The organism is Vibrio chagasii, assembly GCA_041879415.1.
In the GTDB taxonomy this organism is placed as follows: Bacteria; Pseudomonadota; Gammaproteobacteria; order Enterobacterales; family Vibrionaceae; genus Vibrio.
The window spans coordinates 1,713,830-1,735,791 of the sequence record CP090852.1 but is presented as its reverse complement, the minus strand read 5'-3'; the positions used below and the strand labels follow the sequence as shown (position 1 = coordinate 1,735,791).

Here is a 21,962-nt window from a genome sequence, read left to right as displayed (position 1 = left end):
CAACTCCTTATGTTGATTCTGGTTCTGTAATTCCCTAGTTACTCGCGATTACATTAGGCTCGGCACTGCTTGATTCCCCGACTACCTCACTTGTAATGTTAAATAGCGTATAAGAGAGCGTCAGTGTATGAATCGATTCTGGGATATCTGGCTCTATATAAAATATCAATCCCATTTCTGCGCTTTTATGCCCATCTAATGGTTGCTGGTTAAAGCAGAAACATTCCATCTTATTAAAGTAAGTCGCCCCCATCCCCGGGGATACTGAAGGCACAGCTTGTCCCACTAAAGAGTTTCCTGATAGATTTTTGGCGATATAGTTCGTTTGAATCACCTCACCAGGGTGAACTTCTAACACACGCTCTTCAGGAACAAACTGCCAGGGCATATCAGGTTTGATGTGCGACATAAACTCCACACGAACAGTGCGAGAGTAATCTGGCTGCATCCCACGTGGCTGAACCGCAGACACGGTATTGGTTTTGCCATTAATACCTAAAGCCTCACACATCACATCGTAAAGCGGCACCAAAGCGAAACCGAAACCAAACATCGCAACCACACTCAAGACCAAGTACCCCGTCAGCTTCTTGGTTGACCGCTTTGGTTGGTTTTTATCTAGATCGCTTTGCTTATCACTCATAGCTCATCCCTCTAATCGATTTTAGGTGGATGAGTAAAAGTATGATGAGGTGCAGGGCTTGGTACCGTCCACTCTAGCCCTTCAGCACGTTCCCATGGCTTGCTTGATGCTGGCTCACCACCTCTTACACACTTAATAACCAACCATAAGAAGATCAATTGAGACAAACCAAAGGCGAAGCCACCTATCGACACCACTTGGTTAACGTCGGCGAACTGGATAGCGTAGTCTGGAATACGACGTGGCATCCCCGCTAAACCTAGGAAATGCATAGGGAAGAAAAGAACATTCACTGAGATTACTGACGTCCAGAAGTGCCATAGACTGAGCTTGTGGTCGTACATATGACCAGTCCACTTAGGCAACCAATAATAAGCGGCGGCCATTATCGAGAACACGGCACCAGTCACCAGAACGTAGTGGAAGTGAGCCACTACAAAATAGGTGTCGTGGTATTGGAAATCTGCAGGAACAATGGCGAGCATCAATCCAGACAAGCCACCTATCGTGAACAGAACGATAAAGGCAATGGTGAACAGCATTGGGGTTTCGAAAGTCAATGCGCCTCGCCACATGGTTGCGACCCAGTTAAAGACTTTCACGCCTGTCGGCACAGCAATCAACATGGTGCAATACATGAAGAACAGCTCTGCAAAGACGGGCATCCCCGTGGTGAACATATGGTGTGCCCAAACTAAGAAGGACAAGATTGCGATACTACAGGTCGCGTACACCATTGAGTGATAACCGAACAAACGCTTGCCACTAAATGCAGGGATAATTGCTGAAACAATACCAAAGGATGGCAAAATCATGATGTAAACTTCAGGGTGCCCAAAGAACCAAAATATGTGCTGGAACATGACGGGGTCACCGCCACCGGCCGCATCGAAGAAGCTCGTCCCAAAGTATTTGTCGGTCAACACCATGGTCACGGCCCCTGCGAGAACTGGCATTACTGCTATCAGCAAGAAAGCTGTGATTAACCAAGTCCAAACAAACATTGGCAATTTAAACCAAGTCATACCCGGAGCTCTCATGTTCACGATAGTCACGATAACGTTGATCGCGCCCATGATTGAGCTAATACCCATGATGTGAACAGAGAATACAAACAACGCCGTGCTATCTGGGCCATACGTCGTTGAGAGCGGTGCGTAGAATGTCCAACCAAAGCTCGGACCGCCCCCTTCAGTAAACAAAGATCCAATCAAGATTAGGAAGGCGAAAGGTAGAATCCAGAAACTGAGGTTGTTCATTCGAGGTAACGCCATATCTGGCGCACCGATCATCATAGGGATCATCCAGTTGGCCAACCCGGTAAATGCAGGCATTACCGCGCCAAATACCATGATCAAGCCATGGACTGTTGTCATCTGGTTGAAGAAATCAGGCTCAACAAGCTGCAGACCCGGTTGGAATAGCTCCGCACGGATCACCATCGCCATCGCACCGCCAGTTAGGAACATGGCGAAACTGAACCACAGATATAGCGTACCTATGTCTTTATGATTGGTTGAATACAGCCAACGCGCCCACCCTTTAGGAGCGGCATGGGAATCGTGATCGTCCGAAGGTAAGTCATGGCTGTCTAAGGTACCATCTAAAGTATGACTTAGAGCCTGGTCTTCTGCAGGCGCCGATTTCACCGGCTTTTCGATTGGTGAACTCATAGCTGCTCCTTAGCATCACTTTGTGCTTCATCCGCAGAGCCTTCCGCTCCACCCGACTGTTTAACCTTATAGGCATTAACATCTGAAGCTTGAACCACATCGCCAGTGTCATTCCCCCAAGCATTTCGTTGGTAGGTCACGACTGCTGCAATCTCTTTCTCAGTCAGCTGATTGTCGAAGGCTTGCATTGCCGTGCCTCCTCGACCGTAAGCAATAGTGTCGATATGAACATCTACATCTCCAAGAGCAACTGGGCTACCTTTGATAGCAGGAAACGCTCCGGGTATACCTTCACCGTTTGCTTGATGACATACGGCACATCGAGTTTTGTATACCTCTTCACCAATGGTGTTCAATTCATCCAACGAAAGTGACGCGTCTAATGCATCTTGAGCCGCTTGTTTCGCCGCTATAGCTAACTCTTTCTGTTCCGCTAGCCATGCATCAAATTCGTTCTCTTCCATAGCATGAACAACTATCGGCATGAAGCCATGAGCACGACCACACAGCTCTGCACATTGTCCTCGGTAAACACCTGGTTCATCGATTTTGGTCCACGCTTCGTTTATAAATCCCGGAATGGTGTCTTTCTTAACAGCAAAAGCCGGCACCCACCACGAATGGATAACATCATCTGAAGTCATTAAAAAACGTACTTTCCGGTCTATGGGCAGCACAAGTGGTTTATCAACCTCCAACAAATAGTGCGCACCTTTTACTTCAATACCTTCAATTTCTTTGTCGCTGGTCGCTAGCAAACTGAAGAACTCAACATCTTCACCGAAATAGCTGTAGTGCCATTTCCATTGTGAACCAGTAATCTTAACGGTGAGTTCGGATTGAGAAGTGTCTTCCATCGCTATCAAGGTTTTAGTAGCGGGAATCGCCATAGCGATGAGAATAATGATAGGGATAATGGTCCAGAGGATTTCGACTTTGGTACTTTCATGAAAATGAGCAGCCACAGCGCCCTTCGACTTTCGGTGCCTTAGAATCGAATAAAACATCACCCCGAAAACCACAAAGGCGATTGCACAACAGATGTAGAAGATCAGCATGTGGAGCTCGTAAACTTGTCCACTTATCTCTGTCACACCTTGGGTCATGTTGTATTCACTGTTCGCATTCGCCGAGACCGATGCCAGTAGCACAACAAAACTATTCAACAGCCACCCTAGCCTAACCAGTAATCTTTTCAAAAGATCTCTCCTTATCCTTCCTAATTGGATACATACGACCAAAATGTCGGAGCGAACCCAACAACACTCATTGCTGTACCGGCTTCGCATGAAAAGGCTGAATCTCAATCTACTACTCGCGTCGGCACAGCCTTTACGGGGCTGAACACTCCTGTCTTACTTGTCGGCTTATACGTCTCACAAAGTCCGGAGGTTTCAACGAAAGATTCAAAAACGGCGAAATTGTTCAATTTTGTTATATTTATGTAAAAGGCTAGTTAGTGATATCCAATTGTTCAAGGTAAGTTTACTTACAAAATAGTCAATTATTTAGAATGGCTTAGCCGACATGTCTTTGCCGTTGGAGTTTATTTAAATCGAGTTTTACGATTGCTTTCATGGAAATGATAATCAATATCACTTAAATTAATCCCAACAGTAAGTCATACCGACATTAAAAGGTTCAGTAATTATGCAAGATGCTATGAATTGGTTAGCGAGAGACCCAGATCCAAGAACTCGTGAAGAGCTACAACACCTCATCGACGAGGGAGTGCATGACGAATTAGAAGACCGCTTTACGCAGCGTTTAGAATTTGGAACAGCGGGTCTTCGAGGCAAAGTAGGATGTGGCCCAAACAGAATGAACCGCTTAGTCATTCAAGAAACCGCAACTGGACTCGGTCACTATCTAATTGAACATGTGGCAAACGCAACCATGAGAGGTGTCGTTGTAGGCTATGATGGCCGATTAGATTCAAAGCAATTCGCTATTGATACCGCTTCAGTACTGACGGCTTTAGGCATCAAGGTTTATCTAACATCGAATGTGGCTGCGACCCCTATCGTTGCGTTTGGTATTGAGCATTTCAACGCAGCAGCTGCCGTGGTGGTAACTGCTAGCCACAACCCACCTGAATATAATGGCTTCAAGGTATACTGGGAAAATGGCGCACAAATTATACCGCCTCATGATGCTGGTATTGCCGCTGAAATTGACTCCGCAGCAACTAAACCTATCCCTTTGATGAGCCTCAGTGATGCGGAAACACAAGGCAAGTTAGTGTGGCTTACTGAGGGTTACTATCAAACCTACCGTGCGGCGATCAACCAAAGCCCATTTGTAAAGAACGACATTGAATCGGCTAAAACCACTATCGCTTACACAGCAATGCATGGCGTCGGCGCGCAGATGGCGGAAGATCTTCTCCACGATGCAGGTTTCCACAAGGTGTTTAGCGTTGCAGAGCAAAGAGAGCCCGATGGCCACTTCCCAACGGTGAACTTCCCTAACCCAGAAGAGAAAGGGGCAATGGATCTTGTGGTTAATCTAGCGAAAAGCGTCGGTGCAGATATCGCTTGTGCTAACGACCCTGATGCGGACCGATTTGCGGTTGCAGTAAGAACAAATGACGACTCATACAAAATGCTAACGGGTGACCAGGTAGGCGTATTATTCGCACATTACTTACTGTCAAAGCCGCACACTAAGAACCAATTGGTCGGTAACAGTATCGTATCGTCTACCCTGCTTGAGAAAGTCGCTAACTCTCACGGTGCTACCTACTTCCAAACGCTGACCGGATTTAAATGGTTGGCGAACATTGGCATGCAGTTGGAAGATGAACAGAATGAATTCCTATTCGCCTATGAAGAGGCGCTAGGTTATACGATTGGTACTCAAGTCCGCGATAAAGATGGTTTGTCAGCCATTGTCGTTTTTGCACAACTCGTCGAAGAGTTAAAATCTCAAGGTCGAACAGTGTGGGATCTTCTTGCTCAAATTTCCTTTGAGCACGGTGTTCATACCAATGCACAACGCAGCATCGCGCTGGACCCAGATTCCCCTTCAATTGGCTCTAAACTTCGCGCAGCACAACCAAAAACAATCAATGGCATCGCGATATCTGTGATTGAAGATCTCCAGTCTTCACTACGCTTTATTACAGGTGGTGCAACAGAGGCGATAAACCTCCCTGCTAGTGACGTACTCATCTATCATCTCGAAGATGGTTCTCGCATTATCGTCCGCCCTTCGGGCACAGAGCCAAAGGTTAAGGTTTATTACGAGACCGTGACAAAGTTTGAGGGGACAGAAACCTATGACGATGCTCGTCAGCGAGGTGAAGAGTATATGGATAAACTCATCGAACGGCACCAGAAAGAACTGTACTCTTAGCGGATCAGCGCATTCAAAATGAATCAGCTAAACAAAAAATGGACGCTCTAAGCGTCCATTTTTCTTTCAACATTTGATTGCAATTAGTAACGTTTGGTTGGTACTTATGAAGTGAAGAAAGAAGACAACATCCAAACCGCTAACACAACAAATACGCCACCCATCACTTTCTGTTGATAGGTACGAAACTTAGCATTCTCTACCAGTGACTTACCAATAGTGCCTACCAATGCCACAAGCAAGAAATTGAACGTTAAACCTAGAACATTCAGTAGTAAGCCGAGCACCAACATCTGCTCGCCCGATGTCGCCTCAATATTTGTCGACACGAACTGAGGTAAAAACATCACAAAGAATACCAAGGCTTTAGGATTAAGCAGGTTACTGATCAGCGCTCTTTGGTAGTAAGCCTTTGCAGCGAAATTATCAGTCAGTTCAGGCGCATTGCCCTGCTCTGTTCGCAGGCAGTCCCACCCCATTTTTAGCAAGTATGTACCACCTAATAGGTGGAGAGCATTCAAAGCAACCGGGCTCATTGCGATTAATGCAGATACACCCATCGCCGCTAAAACAGTAAGAATGATCCCTGAAGTCGCGTTACCTAAGCTCGCAAAGACACCAACCTTGCGACCATAGCTCATGCTTGAGCTAGCAATCAGCAACATATCAGGACCAGGTAAAAGAAGAAGAGCGACGACGGCAGTCAAGTAAACAGGCAGAATGGTTAAATCGATCATAGGGTTTAGCATTGATAAAAATGGAGGCGGATTTTATATCAATTACCAACACCCTTCCAGATGCAATCAGTTGTACCGCAGCTAAAGTGTCGAATTAAAAACCAACATCATAAAATTAGACCAAATTATTAACTAAATCGATAACAATAATTAACTCGCGACCCACTCGATCTCTATCAATGTTGTCTCACCACACTTAAGGCGACCTAGGAAAATATCACCTCGGTGAACTTCTCCAACACCTTTAGGGGTGCCCGTCATCACTACATCGCCATCTAGCAAAGTCGTGTAAGAAGAGAGTTCTTCGAGGATTGTTTGTGGGGAATATAACATCTGCTCAACGTGTCCTTTCTGTACTCGAACACAGTTAATAAACAGCTCTAAATTTAAGTCTGCGAGATCCAAGCTTGTTATTGGAACAAAGCGACTAAGAACGGCAGAACCATCAAACGCTTTAGCGCGCTCCCAAGGCAAGCCTTTCGCTTTCAAGCTACTTTGCAGCTCGCGCTTGGTCAAATCTAACCCTAAACCTACTGCTGAATATTGACCGTTTTCAACGATGAAACAAATTTCTGCTTCATAGTGCAGGGCTTCCTGATGAAAAGAAGAGAGGGAAGAAGTTACGCTAGTACAGGGCTTATTGAACACCACCATAGCGTCTGGGATCGCGTTGTTAAGTTCTTCAATATGATCGACATAGTTACGCCCAACACACAGCACTTTCGTCGGTGTCGCTGTTCGTTTCGAATTCATTAACTGTTCCTGATCTACAATGCTGCTCATAGTTTATCCCTGAACTATTTTTGGAATGCAGAGTTTACCTCATCCCAAAGAGAGAATCTTCGACAAGCTGGCTACTGATCTCTAAATTCTGATCTTTAGCTCAATTCGCTCATTGGGAAGTTTTTGTAAGAAGATCGCTGCATTATGGAATGGCTATTCAAAACGAAAAAAGCCCTCTCCAACCAAAAGGTTTGAGAGGGCTTAGCATGGTGTCTAGGACAGTATCCTAAAAGGTAAACCTAAGGAGTAAACACTATGCTAAATCAGTCTGCGACTTATAGGTAGTAACGAGCACCAAGTAGCCACTGGTCGTCTGCATCTTTCTTGTAGATACCAGAACCTTGTAGGTCGAACTGGTAACCTGCAAAACCTACGAACTGAGATGTGAAGTTGTATTCAGCTTGTAGAGCAGTTGTGCTGTATACAGTTTCGCTGTTTTTGTCGTCTTCTACCGCTTCGTAGTTAACGCTTAGGTTTAGGCTGTTAGAAAGTGCGTAAGACGCTAGCAATTCGATTGCTACTGACTCTTCTAGTACACCTGTAAAGCTACCTACAGTTGCTGAGTTCATGTAGTTGTTCATCGCGTAAACACCCGCAAGGTAAAGGCCTTCTGCGCCGTATGAACCGTAAGTTGCACTTACTACGTGAGAGTCAGCTGTCTTAGAACCAGATACTGCGTTATAAGTTACATCACCTGTGTTGTAAGCGTAGTTTGCTGTAAAGCCAGCGATAGCATAGTTCAATGCAACTTGGCCACGGTTACCGTACTCGTTTGAGTCAGCAGCTTTACGACCTTGCCATGCAACACCAAGACCTAGAGAACCAGCATTACCGAAATCTAGAGCATTTGAGTAGCTAACCATCTCTTCACCACGACCAGTACCTAGGTTACCGTGATCTTCGTAGATGAAGTCGTTCGCGAACGCGATTGGCATATCAGCAACGCCAGCAACACTGTAGTAAGGAGCCCATTGAGTACCTACCGCTGTACGACCGTAATCGTCGTGAGAAACGCCAACGTAACCAAGACGAGTTGTGAATGACTCTTCACCACCGTCTAGCATGTTTAGCGCCCATTCACCTTTAGCGTCAGCAGTAAAGCCGTTACCAAGTTCATGAGTTGCACCGAAGTTGATACGTGGAGACACAGTCTCTACACCGATATCATCATCATTGATACGGTCGTCGCTGTTTACGTCACCAACTGCAACTGAAACGTGGCCGCCAACTGAGAATGTTGTGCCGTCTTCGTTGTAAAGTTCTACTGCAACTGCCTGTGTACCAAATACTGCACCAGAAATCGCTAGCGCTAAAAGTTTCTTATTCATTGTCATATCCATTTGTAGCTGGGTGAGTTATTCACTAACAACCTCGTGCTTACGGAGAAGTTGTTACCTGCATTTAACAAGTAGGCAAACCCTAATCGATGAATGACAAAAAAGTTGCATTAAAATATATAAAATAAAGAAAGCAATACTATAAAAAACAAAAAATCATATTAAAACATAAGCTTAATTTAAAATCAGAAAATTACCATTGTGTTTTATTTACAAAAAATGAAACTTATTTTTGCTTTTTAAATCACTAAAAAAGCATTAAAAATCAAAACACCAAAACCACTCATCAGACCAACACATCACAACACCCCAAACCTGAAACATCTTGTAACATTTAGAATCCAGTCGAAATATTTAGCTTCCTAAACTAATTTCGACTTTAGATTCCGGGAAGCTACTCCGTTAGCTAATTTGGCCTTCGCGAATACAAAAAAAGGGCAACTAATCACAGATCAGTTGCCCTTTATGACGCGTCATTTCACTCTATTTGAAACAAACCTCAGCCCAACGAGCTAAGCCCGCCGTTACTGAACCAAAATAGTTGCCACTCACAATAGGCACATTCGGTACGGCTTGTTGAGCCGCTTCTCGAAGGATAGGTGAACGTGCAGAACCACCTGTCATATAGATAACATCTGGTTTCTTTTCGCCTTGTTGAATAGCCTCTTTAACCAACTCAATCATCTTAGACTTTGGCGTATCGATAGCATCGACCATCTGTTCAACTGAGATATCGACTTCGATCAACTCGGAAGCAACATTCATCGCTGCGCGATACTCAGAAGACTCCGCCAACGCGATCTTAGCTTCTTCGGCTCTACGTACAATGCCGTAACCCAAGGTATCGTGATAAACCTTGAGTAAGCGGTCTAACTTCTGTGGTTCAGCAGCTTCTTTACGAAGTAACTTCAGTGCTGCAAGGTTTTCTCGAGAGTAAAAATTCTTTTGAGCTTCTACATTGTTGATGGCTATTGGATTCCAGAATTGGGTCAATGGCATATCAATGCCAGAAATAGCTTTACTGCTCATACCAAAAGGTGACATCAGTTGTTTGAAAGCCAGGTAAATATCTAAGTCATTACCCCCTACCCTTTGACCACTGTGCGCTAATAAGCTCTGGCTACGATCCGCTTTCCCAGACCAACTCGGGCCCATTTCTAATAGAGAACAGTCGGTCGTACCACCACCAATATCAACAACCAGTACTGTTTGGTTTTCAGTCAGAGTGCTTTCATAGTCTAAGCCAGCAGCTACGGGTTCAAATTGAAATGCAATATCTAGGAAACCCGCACGCTTCGCAGCGCGAGATAAGATAGCTTCAGCTTGTCTGTTTGCTTCTTCACCACCGCGACCGTGGAAGTTAATTGGTCGACCAATAACCGCTTGTTTGATTTGTTCTTGGGTAGTGAGCTCAGCTTGCTGCTTGATGTTCGCCATCATGGCGCATACTAGATCTTCAAAGAAACTGACCTGAACGTCATGTAGCCCACTAGCGCCTAAGAAAGACTTAGGAGACTTAACATAATAGACATCACGCGGATCTTCTAAGTAGAGATCTAACGCTGCCTGACCAAATGCCATGTCTTCTGGCACAAGGTCGATACTCTCTTCGCGGTTGTGGGCAATCGCACGTCGTAGCACTTGCTCACCGACAGCATCGCTCGGCTTGATCTTCAGGTGGCGGAATAGATGTTCAGATATACTCTCACGAGTAGGAGCAAATACGGTTGAGGGAATATAATGGTTGCTACCTTCTAACGGTAACAAGCTTGGTTCTCCATTGACCATTTCAGCCACAGAACAGTTTGCTGTTCCATAATCAAATCCAATAAACATAATATCCCCCACTCAACAAAAGGGGCGAGATGCTACATGAAAAGCCTTTCAATTACGAGGTCATTTACTATTTTTCAGAGTCAATTTTTAGTGAGTTTTCTCTTAAAACAGATACAAGTGTGTTACATTTCAGCCCAAATAAATCAAGGGTCAGATAGATGAAAACACCTTGCCGAGCGGCTTGTAAAAATAATGGTGGCATGTGTAGCGGCTGCTTCAGAACCATGGACGAAATTATAGGTTGGAAAGGCTTATCTGAGAGTGAAAGAGAGTCTGTAATGAATAACCTTAGCGGTATTAGCTCCACCCACCAGTGCCCACAATGTAATGAACCTGCTCAGTGCGATATTAGCGCAGGTAAAGAGACCTGTTGGTGTTTTGAGCTAGAGAAAAGAGACACGAGCTCTGTTCCCAAAGCTGGAGTGTGTATGTGTCGTAAATGCTTGTCTGAATTGCCAATTCAGTAGCCTGTCGGTATTTAAAGATCTAAGAAAGAAGCGAGATAAACTAGTCTCGCTTCAGGGTATTAATAGTTAAGTAAGTATTTACTTCGGCGTTGAAACCTATTTACTTGGACTTTAATACTAACGCTGGTTGGGAGAATTCAACCCCACTCCAGCCATGAACCATAAAGTTTCGGATGTTCTGGTGATCAGTGTTCTCTGGGAAACCTAGTACATCATTGCGGTAGTATTGACCAAAGCACGCTAGTGTTTGCTCTGCTGAAAGCCCTTGATCTTGGCCGAACGCAAAAATTTTGCATGAACCGTTGTTCTGCCCTGCCTCATTCACCACATCTCCATTACGAAATTCGCACTCAGAAAAATCATAATGAGCTTCAATTACCTGCATTGTATCTTCAAATTGAACACTTTCAGGTGATTCAGACAGGGTGTTTAACAAGGTTTCTAGTTCCATTTTCTCTTTTTCCTTTAATTAAATTATGGGTAGCAGTGTAACGCGTTTTTTCTTCAGAGTAAGCCGCTGTTTGAGTGACAAACTGTTTTACTTTTTCACTCAGATATCTTTATTTCCTTAATGAAAGTAATGACATAGTTCTATTGGGACGTTATATTATTTCAACAGATGGTTAACATTTTTCATTGAAGAACATGCATAAAGATAAAAACGTAGAACTGTTTAGATACCTTAAACCAGGTACAAAAGCAGCAGGTGTGTTGGAGTTTGGACCCGATGACTCAATTTCGATCAGTACTCTGTATATTGGGCACAAAGAAGAGCAGTACCTTATCTTAGAGCTGTCACAAAAAGCGACCGAGGCACTGACGTTAAGAAAACTTATCAACGTGGATATTATCGTTCGAGCGATTACAGACACGGAACTTGGTCACATTGTTGCGTTCAAAACGAATGTACTGGCTCATATCACTTCCCCTGCACACCTCCTATTTCTCCGTCCGCCAACTAACTTTGCAACGAAACCAATCCGTGAGCACGAAAGATACAAGGTACGCCTTAACTGCGAAGTGACCTTTGATACCCTGACGCTAGACGCGACACTAGTTGATTTCTCAGTTTCAGGTTGTGGCGTCTATATCACGCAACAATCCGATATTGATGTCGGCTGGAAGATCAAAGTTGACTCGGTATTGAGTGAACATTTGGATAGCGAGTTAGTTTACAAAGTGGTGAGTAAAAAAAGACAAGGGCAAGGCTGGCTGCTGGGCATTCAGTTTCCTGAACACCTGCATATGAGTGACGAGCTTAAAACATTACTGTTAGAACAAGCTTTCGTTGCTGGCTTTGTATAATGGTTCGCGCATGTTCAAAGTGCAGTGCTGACGCCACTTGGTTTAGCACTGTATTTAGTTCAAAGAGGTAAAGAAAAATTAGAGTCTGTTTTCATCCCAATACGAATTTTTGAAATGAACAAAAGCTTGATGCAATGACTCTTCTTTTATCGGCTTAACAATCACATAGTTTGCGCCAGCAGCCATAAAGCTGTCTCTTGTAGACTCCTGAGCATCGGCAGTACACGCATAAATTGGTGCAGATACGCCAATTTCCTCTCGCAGCTGTTGAGTCGTCTCAACACCGCCTAAGTTTGGAAGTTGATTATCCATAAGGATGAGGTCATAAGTGGTCGATTTTGCCATCTCTATTGCCTCTAAACCATCCTTAGCCCACGTAACCACCATGCCATACTTCTTACAAAAAGCCTGCGCGATAAAAGCGTTAGTGTGATTATCTTCCACCAGCAGTACATTCAAAGCGCGGTCAAATAAAGCCTCCGGTTCACCTACGGTCGTCTGTGTAACATCAAGTAACGGCTTAGAATGTAACTCTACCGGAATTTCTATGATGAACTCCGATCCTTGATCTTTCATACTGCGAACTTGGATATCCCCTTCGAGCATATCGACTAGGTTCTTAACGATCGTGAGCCCTAATCCGGTACCACCGTATTCACGTGTTGTCGTCTCTTCGGCTTGGACAAAAGGCTCAAAAACAGCATCAATTTTACTCTCATCAATACCAATACCAGTATCTTGCACTCGTACGATCAAACTGGCTTTGTTGGTATTGAAAATACTTTCAAGCTCAAAGCTGACTGAGATACCACCTTGATGGGTAAACTTAAGTCCATTGCTCAGCAAATTAAACATAATTTGATTTAAGCGCACTTGGTCAGTGTTGATTTCCATGTCGTCAGCCAAGTGATTGACGATCGTGAATGTGATCGATTTATCCTCACAAAGTGGACGGTAGATGCTGTCTAGAGTGTTAATCAACTCCGCCAAGCGGAAGTCTTTCTTTTGAATATTGAATTGCCCTTGCTCGATCTTTGAAAAATCCAAAATGTCGTTCAATACCGCTAGCAGATGCTCTGCACTATTACAGAGTACATCGACCTGCTCTTTATTATCTTCATTGTGCATAGAGCGTTTAAGAAGCTGAGATACACCCAATATGCCATTGAGTGGTGTTCGGATTTCGTGACTCATCTTCGCCAAGAAATCAGCTCGAACGTTAGCAAGATGCTCTGCCTCTTCTCTCGCTCTATCCGCTTGCCTTTCAGCTTCCACCAACTTAGTAATATCTTGCCCTTGAACCACAACCCCTGTGATGCCGTGCTCAACCCGGATAGCCGACATGTTCCAACGGAATACCTTCTCACCAATAGGTACGTTAATTCCTGTTAGCTTTGCGCCCTGAACCACCATTTGGATATTCGGTAACATACGCAGTTCAAAATCATGGGCAATTGCACCGTAATTATCATCTTCATCAAACAGCGCCATACGAGCCGCTGGATTCATCTGGATTAAATCGCCTTTTTCAGACCAAACCAAAATAGGAGAATGCGCAAAGTTAAAGAGATCTTGGAATTTTTGATTCTGCTCGGACAAGCGTTCAAAGGTGTCTTCCAGCGTGCAGCCAATATGGTGAAACTCGAAAATGTTCGAACCATCGAACTTGTTAAACTCTTCGCTATCGCTCGCTGAGCGGGTAAAGTGCATCAACTTATCGAGTTCTGCCGCCACTCTTCTTTGAATCCAAGTACGAGCGAAGAAGTACATAAACACAATCACGACAACAACAACGATGATGGCTCGCTCATAGTTTTCTTCTAAGGCGATAAAATTGGTGTTCTTTTGTACCGCACGAATAACCAGTGGAGTATCTACAGCGTTGATCTTGATTGTCGCCACTGTAACGAAGTGACGAGGCAGCTGTTCGTAAATTTTGTATTCAAGAATATCCTTTATCGTATAGGTCTCATCGCCACTGAACGTCGAGGTTACCGGCGTTCCATGCGCTTCAATTACGATATTCTCACAGTTACTGCCTTGTTGTATGGACTCTGCAAGAGAGAAGTTATTGTCGAGTACAATAGCAATATAAAGCTGACCGAGAACTTCGCCTGTTTTGTTGTCAACAATGGGGGTTCGGCGAGCCAACAAGTGACGCTTGCCAATCTCGGTCATTACCTGGATAAAGTGCCAATTGCTGCTAAAAGAGACCTCATCAGAGATATGCTCTAGGTTATTTCTGTCTAACCCATAAAACTGAGCGTTGCCATCTTCCCACACTAGTCCATCATGTGTTGAAACAAAGCGTAGATCAGGAGCATGATCGGGTTCTCGCTGATCTACGCCGAAGAAGAAGTAGTTCAATACCTCTTCGTCGTCCGTAGCAAAGTACTCACGTAGAGTGTCACTGTGTGAGCTACTGTCTTGATGAATCTGTAAGACAGACAAACGATAATCGAACATGTTTTGAATCAGACTCGACGTCTGTTGAACCGTTCGATTGGTCTCTTGTTTTACAATATTACTGCTGGTTTCATAATTATGAATAAGCACGCCAAGTGCCATCACGCCTATCACTAAGATAATGATACGCGTAATAAGCTTAGCTAATGTGTTCCTAGGTGTACTGGCGTAGCTTTTCTTCATTATTGACCTGAGTATCTAAATGCTCGCTGTTTCAGTTCAGAAATGCGTTCTGGGGAGTCTTCTTTAGTCACGATTTCAAAATCACCAGAGTAAACTGTAGGAACGACTTCTCCGGCAAGGTCCCACTTAATAGCTTCTGCCATTGCGATACCTGTGTCGTCGTTCATACGCATAACAGTGACATCAAGGTCACCTCGTTCAATCGCTTCAAGCTCAGCAGAGCCGCCGCCCCAACCATTAACCAAGATATCTCGACCCGATTCTCGAATCGCATCCGCTGCGCCTAAAGCGACATCGGTTGCACATGCATAAATAAAGTCTAGGTCTTTATCGTTCTCTATGCTGATTTTAGCCGCTTGGTAACCACTCTCTTTGTCCGATCTTGTGTAGAAAGAGGATTTTAAATCGAAGTTCGTATCACTGTTAACATCGTGAATGAAGGTATCACCACGGGCATCACTAATATAACCTTCTGAACGATACAGTACCGAATATTTGCTGTTCGGTTTGCTGACTTCTTTGAAGTAATTCGCTAATTTTAAACTGCCCGTTGCATGGTCAAAACCAACATACATGAAGGGTTGTCTATCAGCCCATGCTCGGACTGGCGTAGTGATGTTCTGCAGAATAAGTTTGGTATCAGTAGAGCTCAATACGTGCTCAATAAATTTACGATGGCGCGTCGTGTCCAGCGTAAAGATCAAATAATCGGTTTTATTTTCTATCGCTTCTTGTAACGAGATACTTTGCTGCGCGAGATCCGCGTTCACTCTCGTAAACACTTGGTTAATTTGATAATTAATTCTCAGTTTATCAAGTCGCTTTTCAAAAGCTTGGATGTTACGAACCCAATAATCAGAGATTTGTTGGCCCGGATACACGACAGAAATCGTTATCGGTTCATCCTGGGCTTGTCTCAGTGGAACTGGAGGATTTTGTACAGCCTGAACCATTTTATCGGTTAAGGCTTTTTGTTCAGGAAACTTAGAAAGGTAATCTTGGTACTCCCAATACCCGTTAAGGACATGGGTTCCATGGGAGAGAGCGGACGCAGAAAATACGGCTAGTCCAAACAACATCAATAAACGTTTCATATTTTTCTCGTTTTATATGAGCTACTTTGGCTCATTTTTTAACCTAGCATGACACCATCTCTTTGAATGGCTGAAAGATATTATGTAGGACAACGAGGATAAATGATAGCGGCTAAAGCTAATTAGAACGACATTCTAAATGAGTGATATATCAAATGAGAGCGGTAACGGAAAAACTTTAGTGTCACGTGGCTAAACACGCCTTCCGAATTTTATACATTTCAATTTAAAATCAAAGATTTAATAAAAAACAATCTCGGAATTTTTATTTGTTACGATTTTATCAGTAATAACCATTTTAGGTATGAATTATGAGACTTCGATATATTGAATCTTGTCGTCCTGCCACTCAATGATAAGTTTGAGTGATACTAACTTTTCTTTACGTAACTTAGGTAATTGTTTGATCGCGTATTCGGTTTTCAGAGCCTCACTTTTCGACTGGGTCTCCATACTCCAAACTAACTTCAGCGGCCCCTTGCCTTTTAGGGCTTTGGCACCTTTACCAGTTTGGTGCTGCTCAAAGCGGCGTTGTAGATTATTGGTGACACCACAATATAAAGCGTTATGACGATTGCGGATCAGGTACACGACCCAACCCGCCTTGTTCTCAGATTCAGACATTTAAAGCAGAGATTCAACCAGAGCTTTCAACTCGGCTACTTCAGCTCTTAGACTTGCAACCTCAGACTCTAGCTCTTCCAGCTTCTCATTCGACGCTGACGGTGCTGCAACACCTGCAGATCCCGTCGCAAACGCTTCAACATCGACTTCACCGCAGAGTAAATGCTGATAACGTGACTCACGCTTACCTGCTTCACGCGGTAGTTTAACAACCAAGGCGCCAGCTTCACGGGTCGCTAACTTTTCGAGCGTCGCTTCCACCTCTTTTACATCAGTGAAACTCGCTAAGCGCCCTGTTCTCGTACGTAATTCACCCGGCGTTTGTGGACCACGCAGTAACATACAACAGATGATCGCGCGCTCTTGTTCTGTAAATTGCAGATCACCAAACTCAGTATTGCAGAAGCGATGCTGGTACTTATTAACGCGACTATTAAAACTACTTTCGTCACTCACCATGCGGCGAGCAATCAAGCCATCAACGGCATCTAATACTTCTGACTCAGACAACGACAGAACAGGCTCTCGATTGCTTTTCTGATTACAAGCTGTGGTCAGACTGTTCAACGTAAGTGGGTAATGATCGGGAGTCGTCACTTCTTTTTCGATCAAGCAACCAATGATTCTCGCTTCAATTGGGGAAAGTACTGTGTTCATCGTTATTCCTTTTTATTATTTTGGTGATTCTGTCTCAGCATTAAACAATGCAGTCACCTAGGACTAGTGCTCAGACAAAATTGGTACTCGTTTCTTTCTACCCTGTTCATCAATCATTATGATCTTAGAACGGTTTAGCTCTATTTCCACGACTTCCAAATAAGTACGCTCTTTTACATACGCATCGCGAAGCTTGTTTTGCTCTGCTGAAGGTTCAGTCGCTTTATCACCTGAATCTTCGGTTTCCAATTGTTGTTGATTCATTTCACATTTCGTATCAATGCAGTATCTACATGGGATACTAACTTGAACGGCGAGATAAAAACAATCACACATCGGTGAGAGTGACGAATAATTAAACAACCTTACTTTTGCTTTGATCTAAAGACTGTTACATCATCAATTGATGTGCTTTAATCAGAACCAGATAACGTATTTGACGAATAGGAAAAGGAATCTATGAGCAGCGTATTTGAAATTGTTAACCAAGCACGACGTAAGAACAAACTTAAGCGTGAACTGCTAGACAACGAAAAGAAAGTTCGTGACAACCGTAAGCGTGTCGACCTTCTTGATAACCTACTTGATTACATCAAGCCAGAGATGACTCACGATGAGATTCTAGGCATCATCAAAAACATGAAAGCTGACTACGAAGATCGTGTTGATGACCACATCATCAAGAGCGCAGAGATTTCTAAAGCTCGTCGCGACATCAGCCGTCGTATCCGTGAGCTGACAGAAGAAGACAAGCAAATCCAGGGTAAGAAGTAATCTTATAAAGTTGGATGACTTGTTTAGTAACCCACTCTTTGTAGTGGGTTTTTTTGTACCTAAATTCCAGTGTCTATACTTAAGCCTACGTATTTAATGATTCAAATATCATTATCAAGGTCAACGTAAGAAATGGAGTCAACTTATGTACTCAACCATTCTGATTACCTTAGCGCTGTCATCAACTCAACCCTATCCACAAGAGTTTGAAAGGCTTTATACCGAAAATACCGAAATCACTTATGACGATCTCGTGGTCGACGTTCATGGCTACAAAGTACCAACTCGCTCGGCATTTCGAGGTTGGATGCTACTTAATCATGCTGAAGATAGAGTTAGAGAGATAGGACAGCAGCTCAAAGATGCAGGCATAACCCAAAGCATGCCTTTGCACTTGGTGCTGTTACAAGGAACAGACTGGGCGATGAGTAACACCACCTTGTTTACCCTGCCGGATAAAAAGAATGTATCGAACATGATCAACACTTTGAAATACATTCAGCAATACATTGAGCCAGAAATCGGTGTGGTGATCCCTGTATCTGGTGAAAGAACTCAGATTTATAACCAACAAGCTGGCGGTGCACTACGAAGTAAGCACTTAGAGTTTTGTGCGTTGGATTTAGTCCCTGCCAATGACATTACTCGCGAACAACTGCATGTAAAGCTCAAAAAGATTCATGCTGAGTTTGGTCAGAAAAATAACGTTGGTCTGGGTTTGTATTCAGGTGTTCGGTTCCATATCGATACCTGCGGCTTTAGGCAGTGGTAGAAACACATACGGGTCAAAAAGACACGATTAGCCCTGATGTCTTTTTGACTACAAATCAAAACTGAATGATTTCAAAGTATTGATAAATAACGGCTTTAATAATTGGAACAGTAATTGCTACTAGTTAAGTAACAAAAAAACTAATAGTAACTAGGAATTCAATATGAAGACGATGACTCAACGCTTTCAAACTCTACTTTCTGTATCTAACTTCAGCCTAGCGATTACCACTTTGCTTATGCTACTCAGCATAATTATCGCTTACCCAATGGCGGATCATTTCTCACTACCAGTTCAGATCGTTGCGCATATCAGCACTATCATTGTGGCAGCTTTCATCAAAATCAGTTATGTCGGGCGCTGCCTTGCTCAATACAATTTAGGCATGGAAGTGCGTTAACAAGCTTGTTCCAACTATGGTTTAAAGCTCAATAGCCTTGTTGAGCTTTAAATCAATTATCAGTTAGACGATATCAAGGCTGCTAAACAGGTCGTAGAGTTGGTGAGATTTATAAGGCTTAGGTAAATACGCATTCATGCCTGCATCAAAGCAATCTTTGATGTCTTCTTCTAACACACTTGCGGTTAAGGCAATAATTGGTAGTGGAGTCGTTTGTTGCTCGCTCTCCCACTGTCGGATTGCTCTGGTCGCAGTTATCCCATCCATGACTGGCATCATGCAATCCATCAACACGGCGTCAAATTGCGCGCCCTGAGTAATAACATCCACCGCCTCTTGTCCATTACTAGCAATTAGATACTCGTAGCCTGCTTGTTCAAGAAAGAAGCTCGCTATCTTCTGATTCATCAAGTTATCTTCGACAATCAAGATACGTCGATTCAGAGGACGCACTTCTTCTTTTTCTGATTTGGCTTCAGGTACTGGCTCTTCATTCGCATCAAGTGACAATAGACTATTCAAGAAACGCCGTCCCAAGAATGGCAGTGTATGAGTTGAATGAACGGATTCTGTAATCAGATTAGTTTTGAATAAGTGGTGCTGACAAACAATCACGCGGTCTAACGGGTACTGTTCTTTCAACGCCGCTAAATCACTCTGCAGTGAGTGATGTAAGGTATGGCAATATAGAACAAAGTCGCTCTCTTTGATCTCTTCGTCTAAAGACGAGATCGATCCAACAACCTTGGGTTTTATATTGAGGCGCTCACACTCTTTGACTAGTTGATCGAGATAATTAAAAGAGTTGGAAATGATCGTCGCACGATTTAAATTTTCAAAGCTTTGAACTTGCGTCTCGACTACATCGACATACAGACAAAACGTAAACGTAGAGCCTTCACCTTTTACTGAACGGGCAGTGATGTATCCACCCATTAAGTCGACAAGCTGCCTACAGATTGCTAACCCAAGCCCTGTGCCACCAAACTGACGCGTGATACTGCCATCCTCTTGAGTAAAGGGCTCAAATATGGACTCTAGTTTCTCTGGTTCAATACCAATGCCTGTATCCGAAACACTGCACTCGAGTTTACCTCTACCCATCGACATTGGCGTATAGGCGATGTCCGTTGTGATGGTACCGTTAGAGGTGAACTTGATAGCATTCGACAATAAGTTCGTCAGCACCTGCCTAACACGATACTCATCGAAGAATAGTTGCGGTGGTGTTTGAGAATCAATGTTTACATCGAGCTCAATGTCTTTACTGATCGCCTTAGATAAAATCACGCTTACAGAGTCATAGACGGCTTCACGTAAGTCAGCATTGTGTGGAGAGAGCATGAGGTTACCCGACTCAATCTTAGACAAGTCGAGAATGTCATTCAGCAGCACCAGTAATGAGTGCGATGATGACTCAATATCCCCAAGCACCTCTTGTTGGTTAGGACTCAGCTTACTCTGCGATAAAATCTCTGCCATACCAATGATCCCATTTAAGGGAGTTCGGATCTCATGAGACATATTGGCGAGGAATGCACTTTTCGCCTTATTAGCTGATACGGCATCTTCTTTGGCTGCAATAAGCTCTTGATTACGTAGGTAGTTACGTTCCATCACCCTATTTAAGGTTTCAGTAAACTCTGCTAGCTCGTCATTGCCCTCAATTTTTATGGTGTTCGGCTTGCCATCGTTATCAGCGCACTCTGAAACGCCCTTCAAGATCATTGATAGATTTCTGTTCAAGCGTATAGAGATCATGGCCCCCAACCACAACAACACACCCGAAACAGCAAGGATCAAGAACGAGATCACTAAAGTTTGTCTTTTCTGCAACGCAATATTGTTTGTTAAATCAAACTGCAATTGCTTGGTGTAAGCACTGATCGCTTGAGAAATGGCTCGCTTTTTGACCTCTAAACTTTTTAGGTGTTCATACACTTCGGGCGATGAAAGTTCTCCTTCGAGGATTCGTGTTGCGAACTTGTCTTGAAACTCATCTTGGGAAACTGTGTTGAGAAGTTGCCTAATACTTGGAGAGCTCGTATCCGATTGGAAAAAGGTCTCTAATAACTGCTGCTGTCGATCTAACGCACTAATGTAACTCAGAAGATATTGATTTTTTTGCTCAGGCAAGCGGTACAAGCTGTAGCTCAACCATGCTTCTCGCTGGCTCCAAAACACGTAGTTAGTGAGGTGGACGAACATCGCATCAGCTTGGCTAATATCTTCATCCAATAAAGCCACCCGATATTCGGATAACTGAAGCAACACGCCTTTTAATAATCCGAAAGCCTTCTCGATTAACGCCTGATTGCCAGAACCTTGCGTCGCATTAGTCAGGCTCATTACCACATTCTTCAATTCGGTCAGCAGAGGCTCAATATTCAGGTTTTCATCAGACTGCTTTAATCGAGCCCCGTACTGAGAAAGCCTATCCAATTCTGATTGCAGGGTTAAAAGCAACTGGCCTTTCTCAGAAGAGTCATTAGACAGAACTAACCATCGATGTGCATTACTTGAAACCGTGTTGAAAGATTGAAGAGCTTCAACCTTAATTCGTGTAGTTTCAAGATTCTTCATCTTCGTATCGTTCTTGATCACTTGGTTGACTGTAAACCCAAACATGATGATTACAGACACAGTGGTAAGAAGAATTAGACGCCATCTAATTGACATGTTTATCATTTTTATAACTACTCCCTTCCCGAAAGTAATTTAACCTAGCCCAAGTAAAGAATAGGACATTAACAGCGGTTATTGATCAAATTGGATATGAACAAACGATACTCTGAGTCCAGAAAGGCAAATAATGTGCAGTGTGCAAAGCAAACGTTGGTATCAGGATAGCAAA

At 43.6% G+C, this 21,962-nt stretch carries 20 protein-coding genes; 6 read left to right on the top strand and 14 right to left on the bottom strand.

Features of this window, described 5'->3' with window-relative positions; all coding sequences use genetic code 11:
- Positions 1-34 precede the first annotated feature (34 nt).
- Genes L0991_21665 through coxB form a run of 3 tightly spaced genes read right to left on the bottom strand, consistent with a single transcriptional unit; the run spans position 35 to position 3,515 of the window.
- Entirely contained in the window at positions 35-643 is a 609-nt protein-coding gene (locus L0991_21665; protein ID XGB64622.1) for a cytochrome c oxidase assembly protein, read from the bottom strand.
- 11 nt (positions 644-654) lie between these two features.
- The gene (gene ctaD, locus L0991_21660; GenBank protein XGB64621.1) at positions 655-2,316 is read right to left on the bottom strand and encodes a cytochrome c oxidase subunit I; all 1,662 of its coding nucleotides are present in this window, start codon (positions 2,314-2,316) and stop codon (positions 655-657) included.
- A complete protein-coding gene (gene coxB / locus L0991_21655; protein ID XGB64620.1) occupies positions 2,313-3,515 on the bottom strand; it encodes a cytochrome c oxidase subunit II in 1,203 nt (400 codons plus the stop codon). Before coxB ends, ctaD begins: the two co-directional genes overlap by 4 nt.
- Before the next feature lie 451 nt (positions 3,516-3,966).
- Between coxB and L0991_21650 the strand changes: the two genes are divergently transcribed.
- Complete coding sequence (locus tag L0991_21650) at positions 3,967-5,673, top strand: phospho-sugar mutase (protein ID XGB64619.1); 1,707 nt, start codon at positions 3,967-3,969, stop codon at positions 5,671-5,673.
- A 104-nt stretch (positions 5,674-5,777) separates the two neighbouring features.
- Here the strand turns inward: L0991_21650 and L0991_21645 are convergent, their stop codons facing one another.
- The 4 genes from L0991_21645 to yegD form a co-directional block, all read right to left on the bottom strand.
- Positions 5,778-6,410, bottom strand: a complete 633-nt coding sequence (locus L0991_21645; GenBank protein XGB64618.1) for a LysE family translocator — start codon at positions 6,408-6,410, stop codon at positions 5,778-5,780.
- A gap of 150 nt (positions 6,411-6,560) precedes the next feature.
- Positions 6,561-7,193 carry a fumarylacetoacetate hydrolase family protein gene (locus L0991_21640; GenBank protein XGB64617.1) on the bottom strand — a complete coding sequence of 211 codons (633 nt, stop codon included), beginning with the start codon at positions 7,191-7,193 and terminating at the stop codon, positions 6,561-6,563.
- 275 nt (positions 7,194-7,468) lie between these two features.
- Complete coding sequence (locus L0991_21635; GenBank protein ID XGB64616.1) at positions 7,469-8,521, bottom strand: porin; 1,053 nt, start codon at positions 8,519-8,521, stop codon at positions 7,469-7,471.
- Between the two features lie 492 nt (positions 8,522-9,013).
- The gene (gene yegD / locus L0991_21630; protein XGB64615.1) at positions 9,014-10,366 is read right to left on the bottom strand and encodes a molecular chaperone; all 1,353 of its coding nucleotides are present in this window, start codon (positions 10,364-10,366) and stop codon (positions 9,014-9,016) included.
- Positions 10,367-10,524: 158 nt separating this feature from the next.
- Here yegD and L0991_21625 point away from each other — a divergent pair, with 158 nt between their 5' ends.
- Complete coding sequence (locus L0991_21625) at positions 10,525-10,833, top strand: DUF1289 domain-containing protein (GenBank protein XGB64614.1); 309 nt, start codon at positions 10,525-10,527, stop codon at positions 10,831-10,833.
- A 100-nt stretch (positions 10,834-10,933) separates the two neighbouring features.
- Here the strand turns inward: L0991_21625 and L0991_21620 are convergent, their stop codons facing one another.
- On the bottom strand, positions 10,934-11,284 hold the full coding sequence (locus L0991_21620) for a HopJ type III effector protein (protein ID XGB64613.1): 351 nt from the start codon (positions 11,282-11,284) through the stop codon (positions 10,934-10,936).
- A gap of 194 nt (positions 11,285-11,478) precedes the next feature.
- Between L0991_21620 and L0991_21615 the strand changes: the two genes are divergently transcribed.
- The gene (locus L0991_21615; GenBank protein XGB64612.1) at positions 11,479-12,138 is read left to right on the top strand and encodes a flagellar brake protein; all 660 of its coding nucleotides are present in this window, start codon (positions 11,479-11,481) and stop codon (positions 12,136-12,138) included.
- Between the two features lie 78 nt (positions 12,139-12,216).
- Here L0991_21615 and L0991_21610 read toward each other — a convergent pair whose 3' ends face one another.
- The 5 genes from L0991_21610 to L0991_21590 all read right to left on the bottom strand — a co-directional run bounded on the left by L0991_21610 (position 12,217) and on the right by L0991_21590 (position 17,426).
- A complete protein-coding gene (locus tag L0991_21610; GenBank protein XGB64611.1) occupies positions 12,217-14,787 on the bottom strand; it encodes an ATP-binding protein in 2,571 nt (856 codons plus the stop codon).
- On the bottom strand, positions 14,787-15,881 hold the full coding sequence (locus L0991_21605) for an autoinducer 2-binding periplasmic protein LuxP (protein XGB64610.1): 1,095 nt from the start codon (positions 15,879-15,881) through the stop codon (positions 14,787-14,789). Before L0991_21605 ends, L0991_21610 begins: the two co-directional genes overlap by 1 nt.
- Positions 15,882-16,190: 309 nt before the next feature.
- Positions 16,191-16,505, bottom strand: a complete 315-nt coding sequence (locus L0991_21600; GenBank protein XGB64609.1) for a GIY-YIG nuclease family protein — start codon at positions 16,503-16,505, stop codon at positions 16,191-16,193.
- Positions 16,506-17,162 (bottom strand): YceH family protein, encoded by a 657-nt coding sequence (locus L0991_21595; GenBank protein ID XGB64608.1) that lies wholly within the window; start codon positions 17,160-17,162, stop codon positions 16,506-16,508.
- Between the two features lie 63 nt (positions 17,163-17,225).
- Entirely contained in the window at positions 17,226-17,426 is a 201-nt protein-coding gene (locus L0991_21590) for a hypothetical protein (GenBank protein ID XGB64607.1), read from the bottom strand.
- Positions 17,427-17,621: 195 nt separating this feature from the next.
- On the opposite strand from L0991_21590, the gene L0991_21585 reads away from it, so the two are divergent.
- The 3 genes from L0991_21585 (at position 17,622) to L0991_21575 (ending at position 19,108) form a co-directional block, all read left to right on the top strand.
- Entirely contained in the window at positions 17,622-17,936 is a 315-nt protein-coding gene (locus tag L0991_21585) for a DUF496 family protein (GenBank protein XGB64606.1), read from the top strand.
- Positions 17,937-18,081: 145 nt separating this feature from the next.
- Complete coding sequence (locus L0991_21580; GenBank protein XGB64605.1) at positions 18,082-18,708, top strand: hypothetical protein; 627 nt, start codon at positions 18,082-18,084, stop codon at positions 18,706-18,708.
- A gap of 163 nt (positions 18,709-18,871) precedes the next feature.
- Positions 18,872-19,108 carry a hypothetical protein gene (locus L0991_21575; protein XGB64604.1) on the top strand — a complete coding sequence of 79 codons (237 nt, stop codon included), beginning with the start codon at positions 18,872-18,874 and terminating at the stop codon, positions 19,106-19,108.
- 63 nt (positions 19,109-19,171) lie between these two features.
- Here L0991_21575 and L0991_21570 read toward each other — a convergent pair whose 3' ends face one another.
- Positions 19,172-21,736 (bottom strand): ATP-binding protein, encoded by a 2,565-nt coding sequence (locus L0991_21570; GenBank protein ID XGB65436.1) that lies wholly within the window; start codon positions 21,734-21,736, stop codon positions 19,172-19,174.
- Positions 21,737-21,962: the final 226 nt, after the last annotated feature.

Bases quoted from the DNA above. Each gene is read 5' to 3' on its own strand.
- L0991_21575 (XGB64604.1), top strand. From the start codon at position 18,872: ATGAAGACGATGACTCAACGCTTTCAAACTCTACTTTCTGTATCTAAC.
- L0991_21645 (XGB64618.1), bottom strand. From the start codon at position 6,410: ATGATCGATTTAACCATTCTGCCTGTTTACTTGACTGCCGTCGTCGCT.
- L0991_21635 (XGB64616.1), bottom strand. From the start codon at position 8,521: ATGAATAAGAAACTTTTAGCGCTAGCGATTTCTGGTGCAGTATTTGGT.
- L0991_21665 (XGB64622.1), bottom strand. From the start codon at position 643: ATGAGTGATAAGCAAAGCGATCTAGATAAAAACCAACCAAAGCGGTCA.
- L0991_21570 (XGB65436.1), bottom strand. From the start codon at position 21,736: ATGTTTGGGTTTACAGTCAACCAAGTGATCAAGAACGATACGAAGATG.
- L0991_21615 (XGB64612.1), top strand. From the start codon at position 11,479: ATGCATAAAGATAAAAACGTAGAACTGTTTAGATACCTTAAACCAGGT.
- L0991_21620 (XGB64613.1), bottom strand. From the start codon at position 11,284: ATGGAACTAGAAACCTTGTTAAACACCCTGTCTGAATCACCTGAAAGT.
- L0991_21625 (XGB64614.1), top strand. From the start codon at position 10,525: ATGAAAACACCTTGCCGAGCGGCTTGTAAAAATAATGGTGGCATGTGT.
- L0991_21590 (XGB64607.1), bottom strand. From the start codon at position 17,426: ATGAATCAACAACAATTGGAAACCGAAGATTCAGGTGATAAAGCGACT.
- L0991_21600 (XGB64609.1), bottom strand. From the start codon at position 16,505: ATGTCTGAATCTGAGAACAAGGCGGGTTGGGTCGTGTACCTGATCCGC.
- L0991_21595 (XGB64608.1), bottom strand. From the start codon at position 17,162: ATGAACACAGTACTTTCCCCAATTGAAGCGAGAATCATTGGTTGCTTG.
- L0991_21650 (XGB64619.1), top strand. From the start codon at position 3,967: ATGCAAGATGCTATGAATTGGTTAGCGAGAGACCCAGATCCAAGAACT.
- L0991_21610 (XGB64611.1), bottom strand. From the start codon at position 14,787: ATGAAGAAAAGCTACGCCAGTACACCTAGGAACACATTAGCTAAGCTT.
- ctaD (XGB64621.1), bottom strand. From the start codon at position 2,316: ATGAGTTCACCAATCGAAAAGCCGGTGAAATCGGCGCCTGCAGAAGAC.
- yegD (XGB64615.1), bottom strand. From the start codon at position 10,366: ATGTTTATTGGATTTGATTATGGAACAGCAAACTGTTCTGTGGCTGAA.
- L0991_21585 (XGB64606.1), top strand. From the start codon at position 17,622: ATGAGCAGCGTATTTGAAATTGTTAACCAAGCACGACGTAAGAACAAA.
- L0991_21640 (XGB64617.1), bottom strand. From the start codon at position 7,193: ATGAGCAGCATTGTAGATCAGGAACAGTTAATGAATTCGAAACGAACA.
- L0991_21580 (XGB64605.1), top strand. From the start codon at position 18,082: ATGTACTCAACCATTCTGATTACCTTAGCGCTGTCATCAACTCAACCC.
- L0991_21605 (XGB64610.1), bottom strand. From the start codon at position 15,881: ATGAAACGTTTATTGATGTTGTTTGGACTAGCCGTATTTTCTGCGTCC.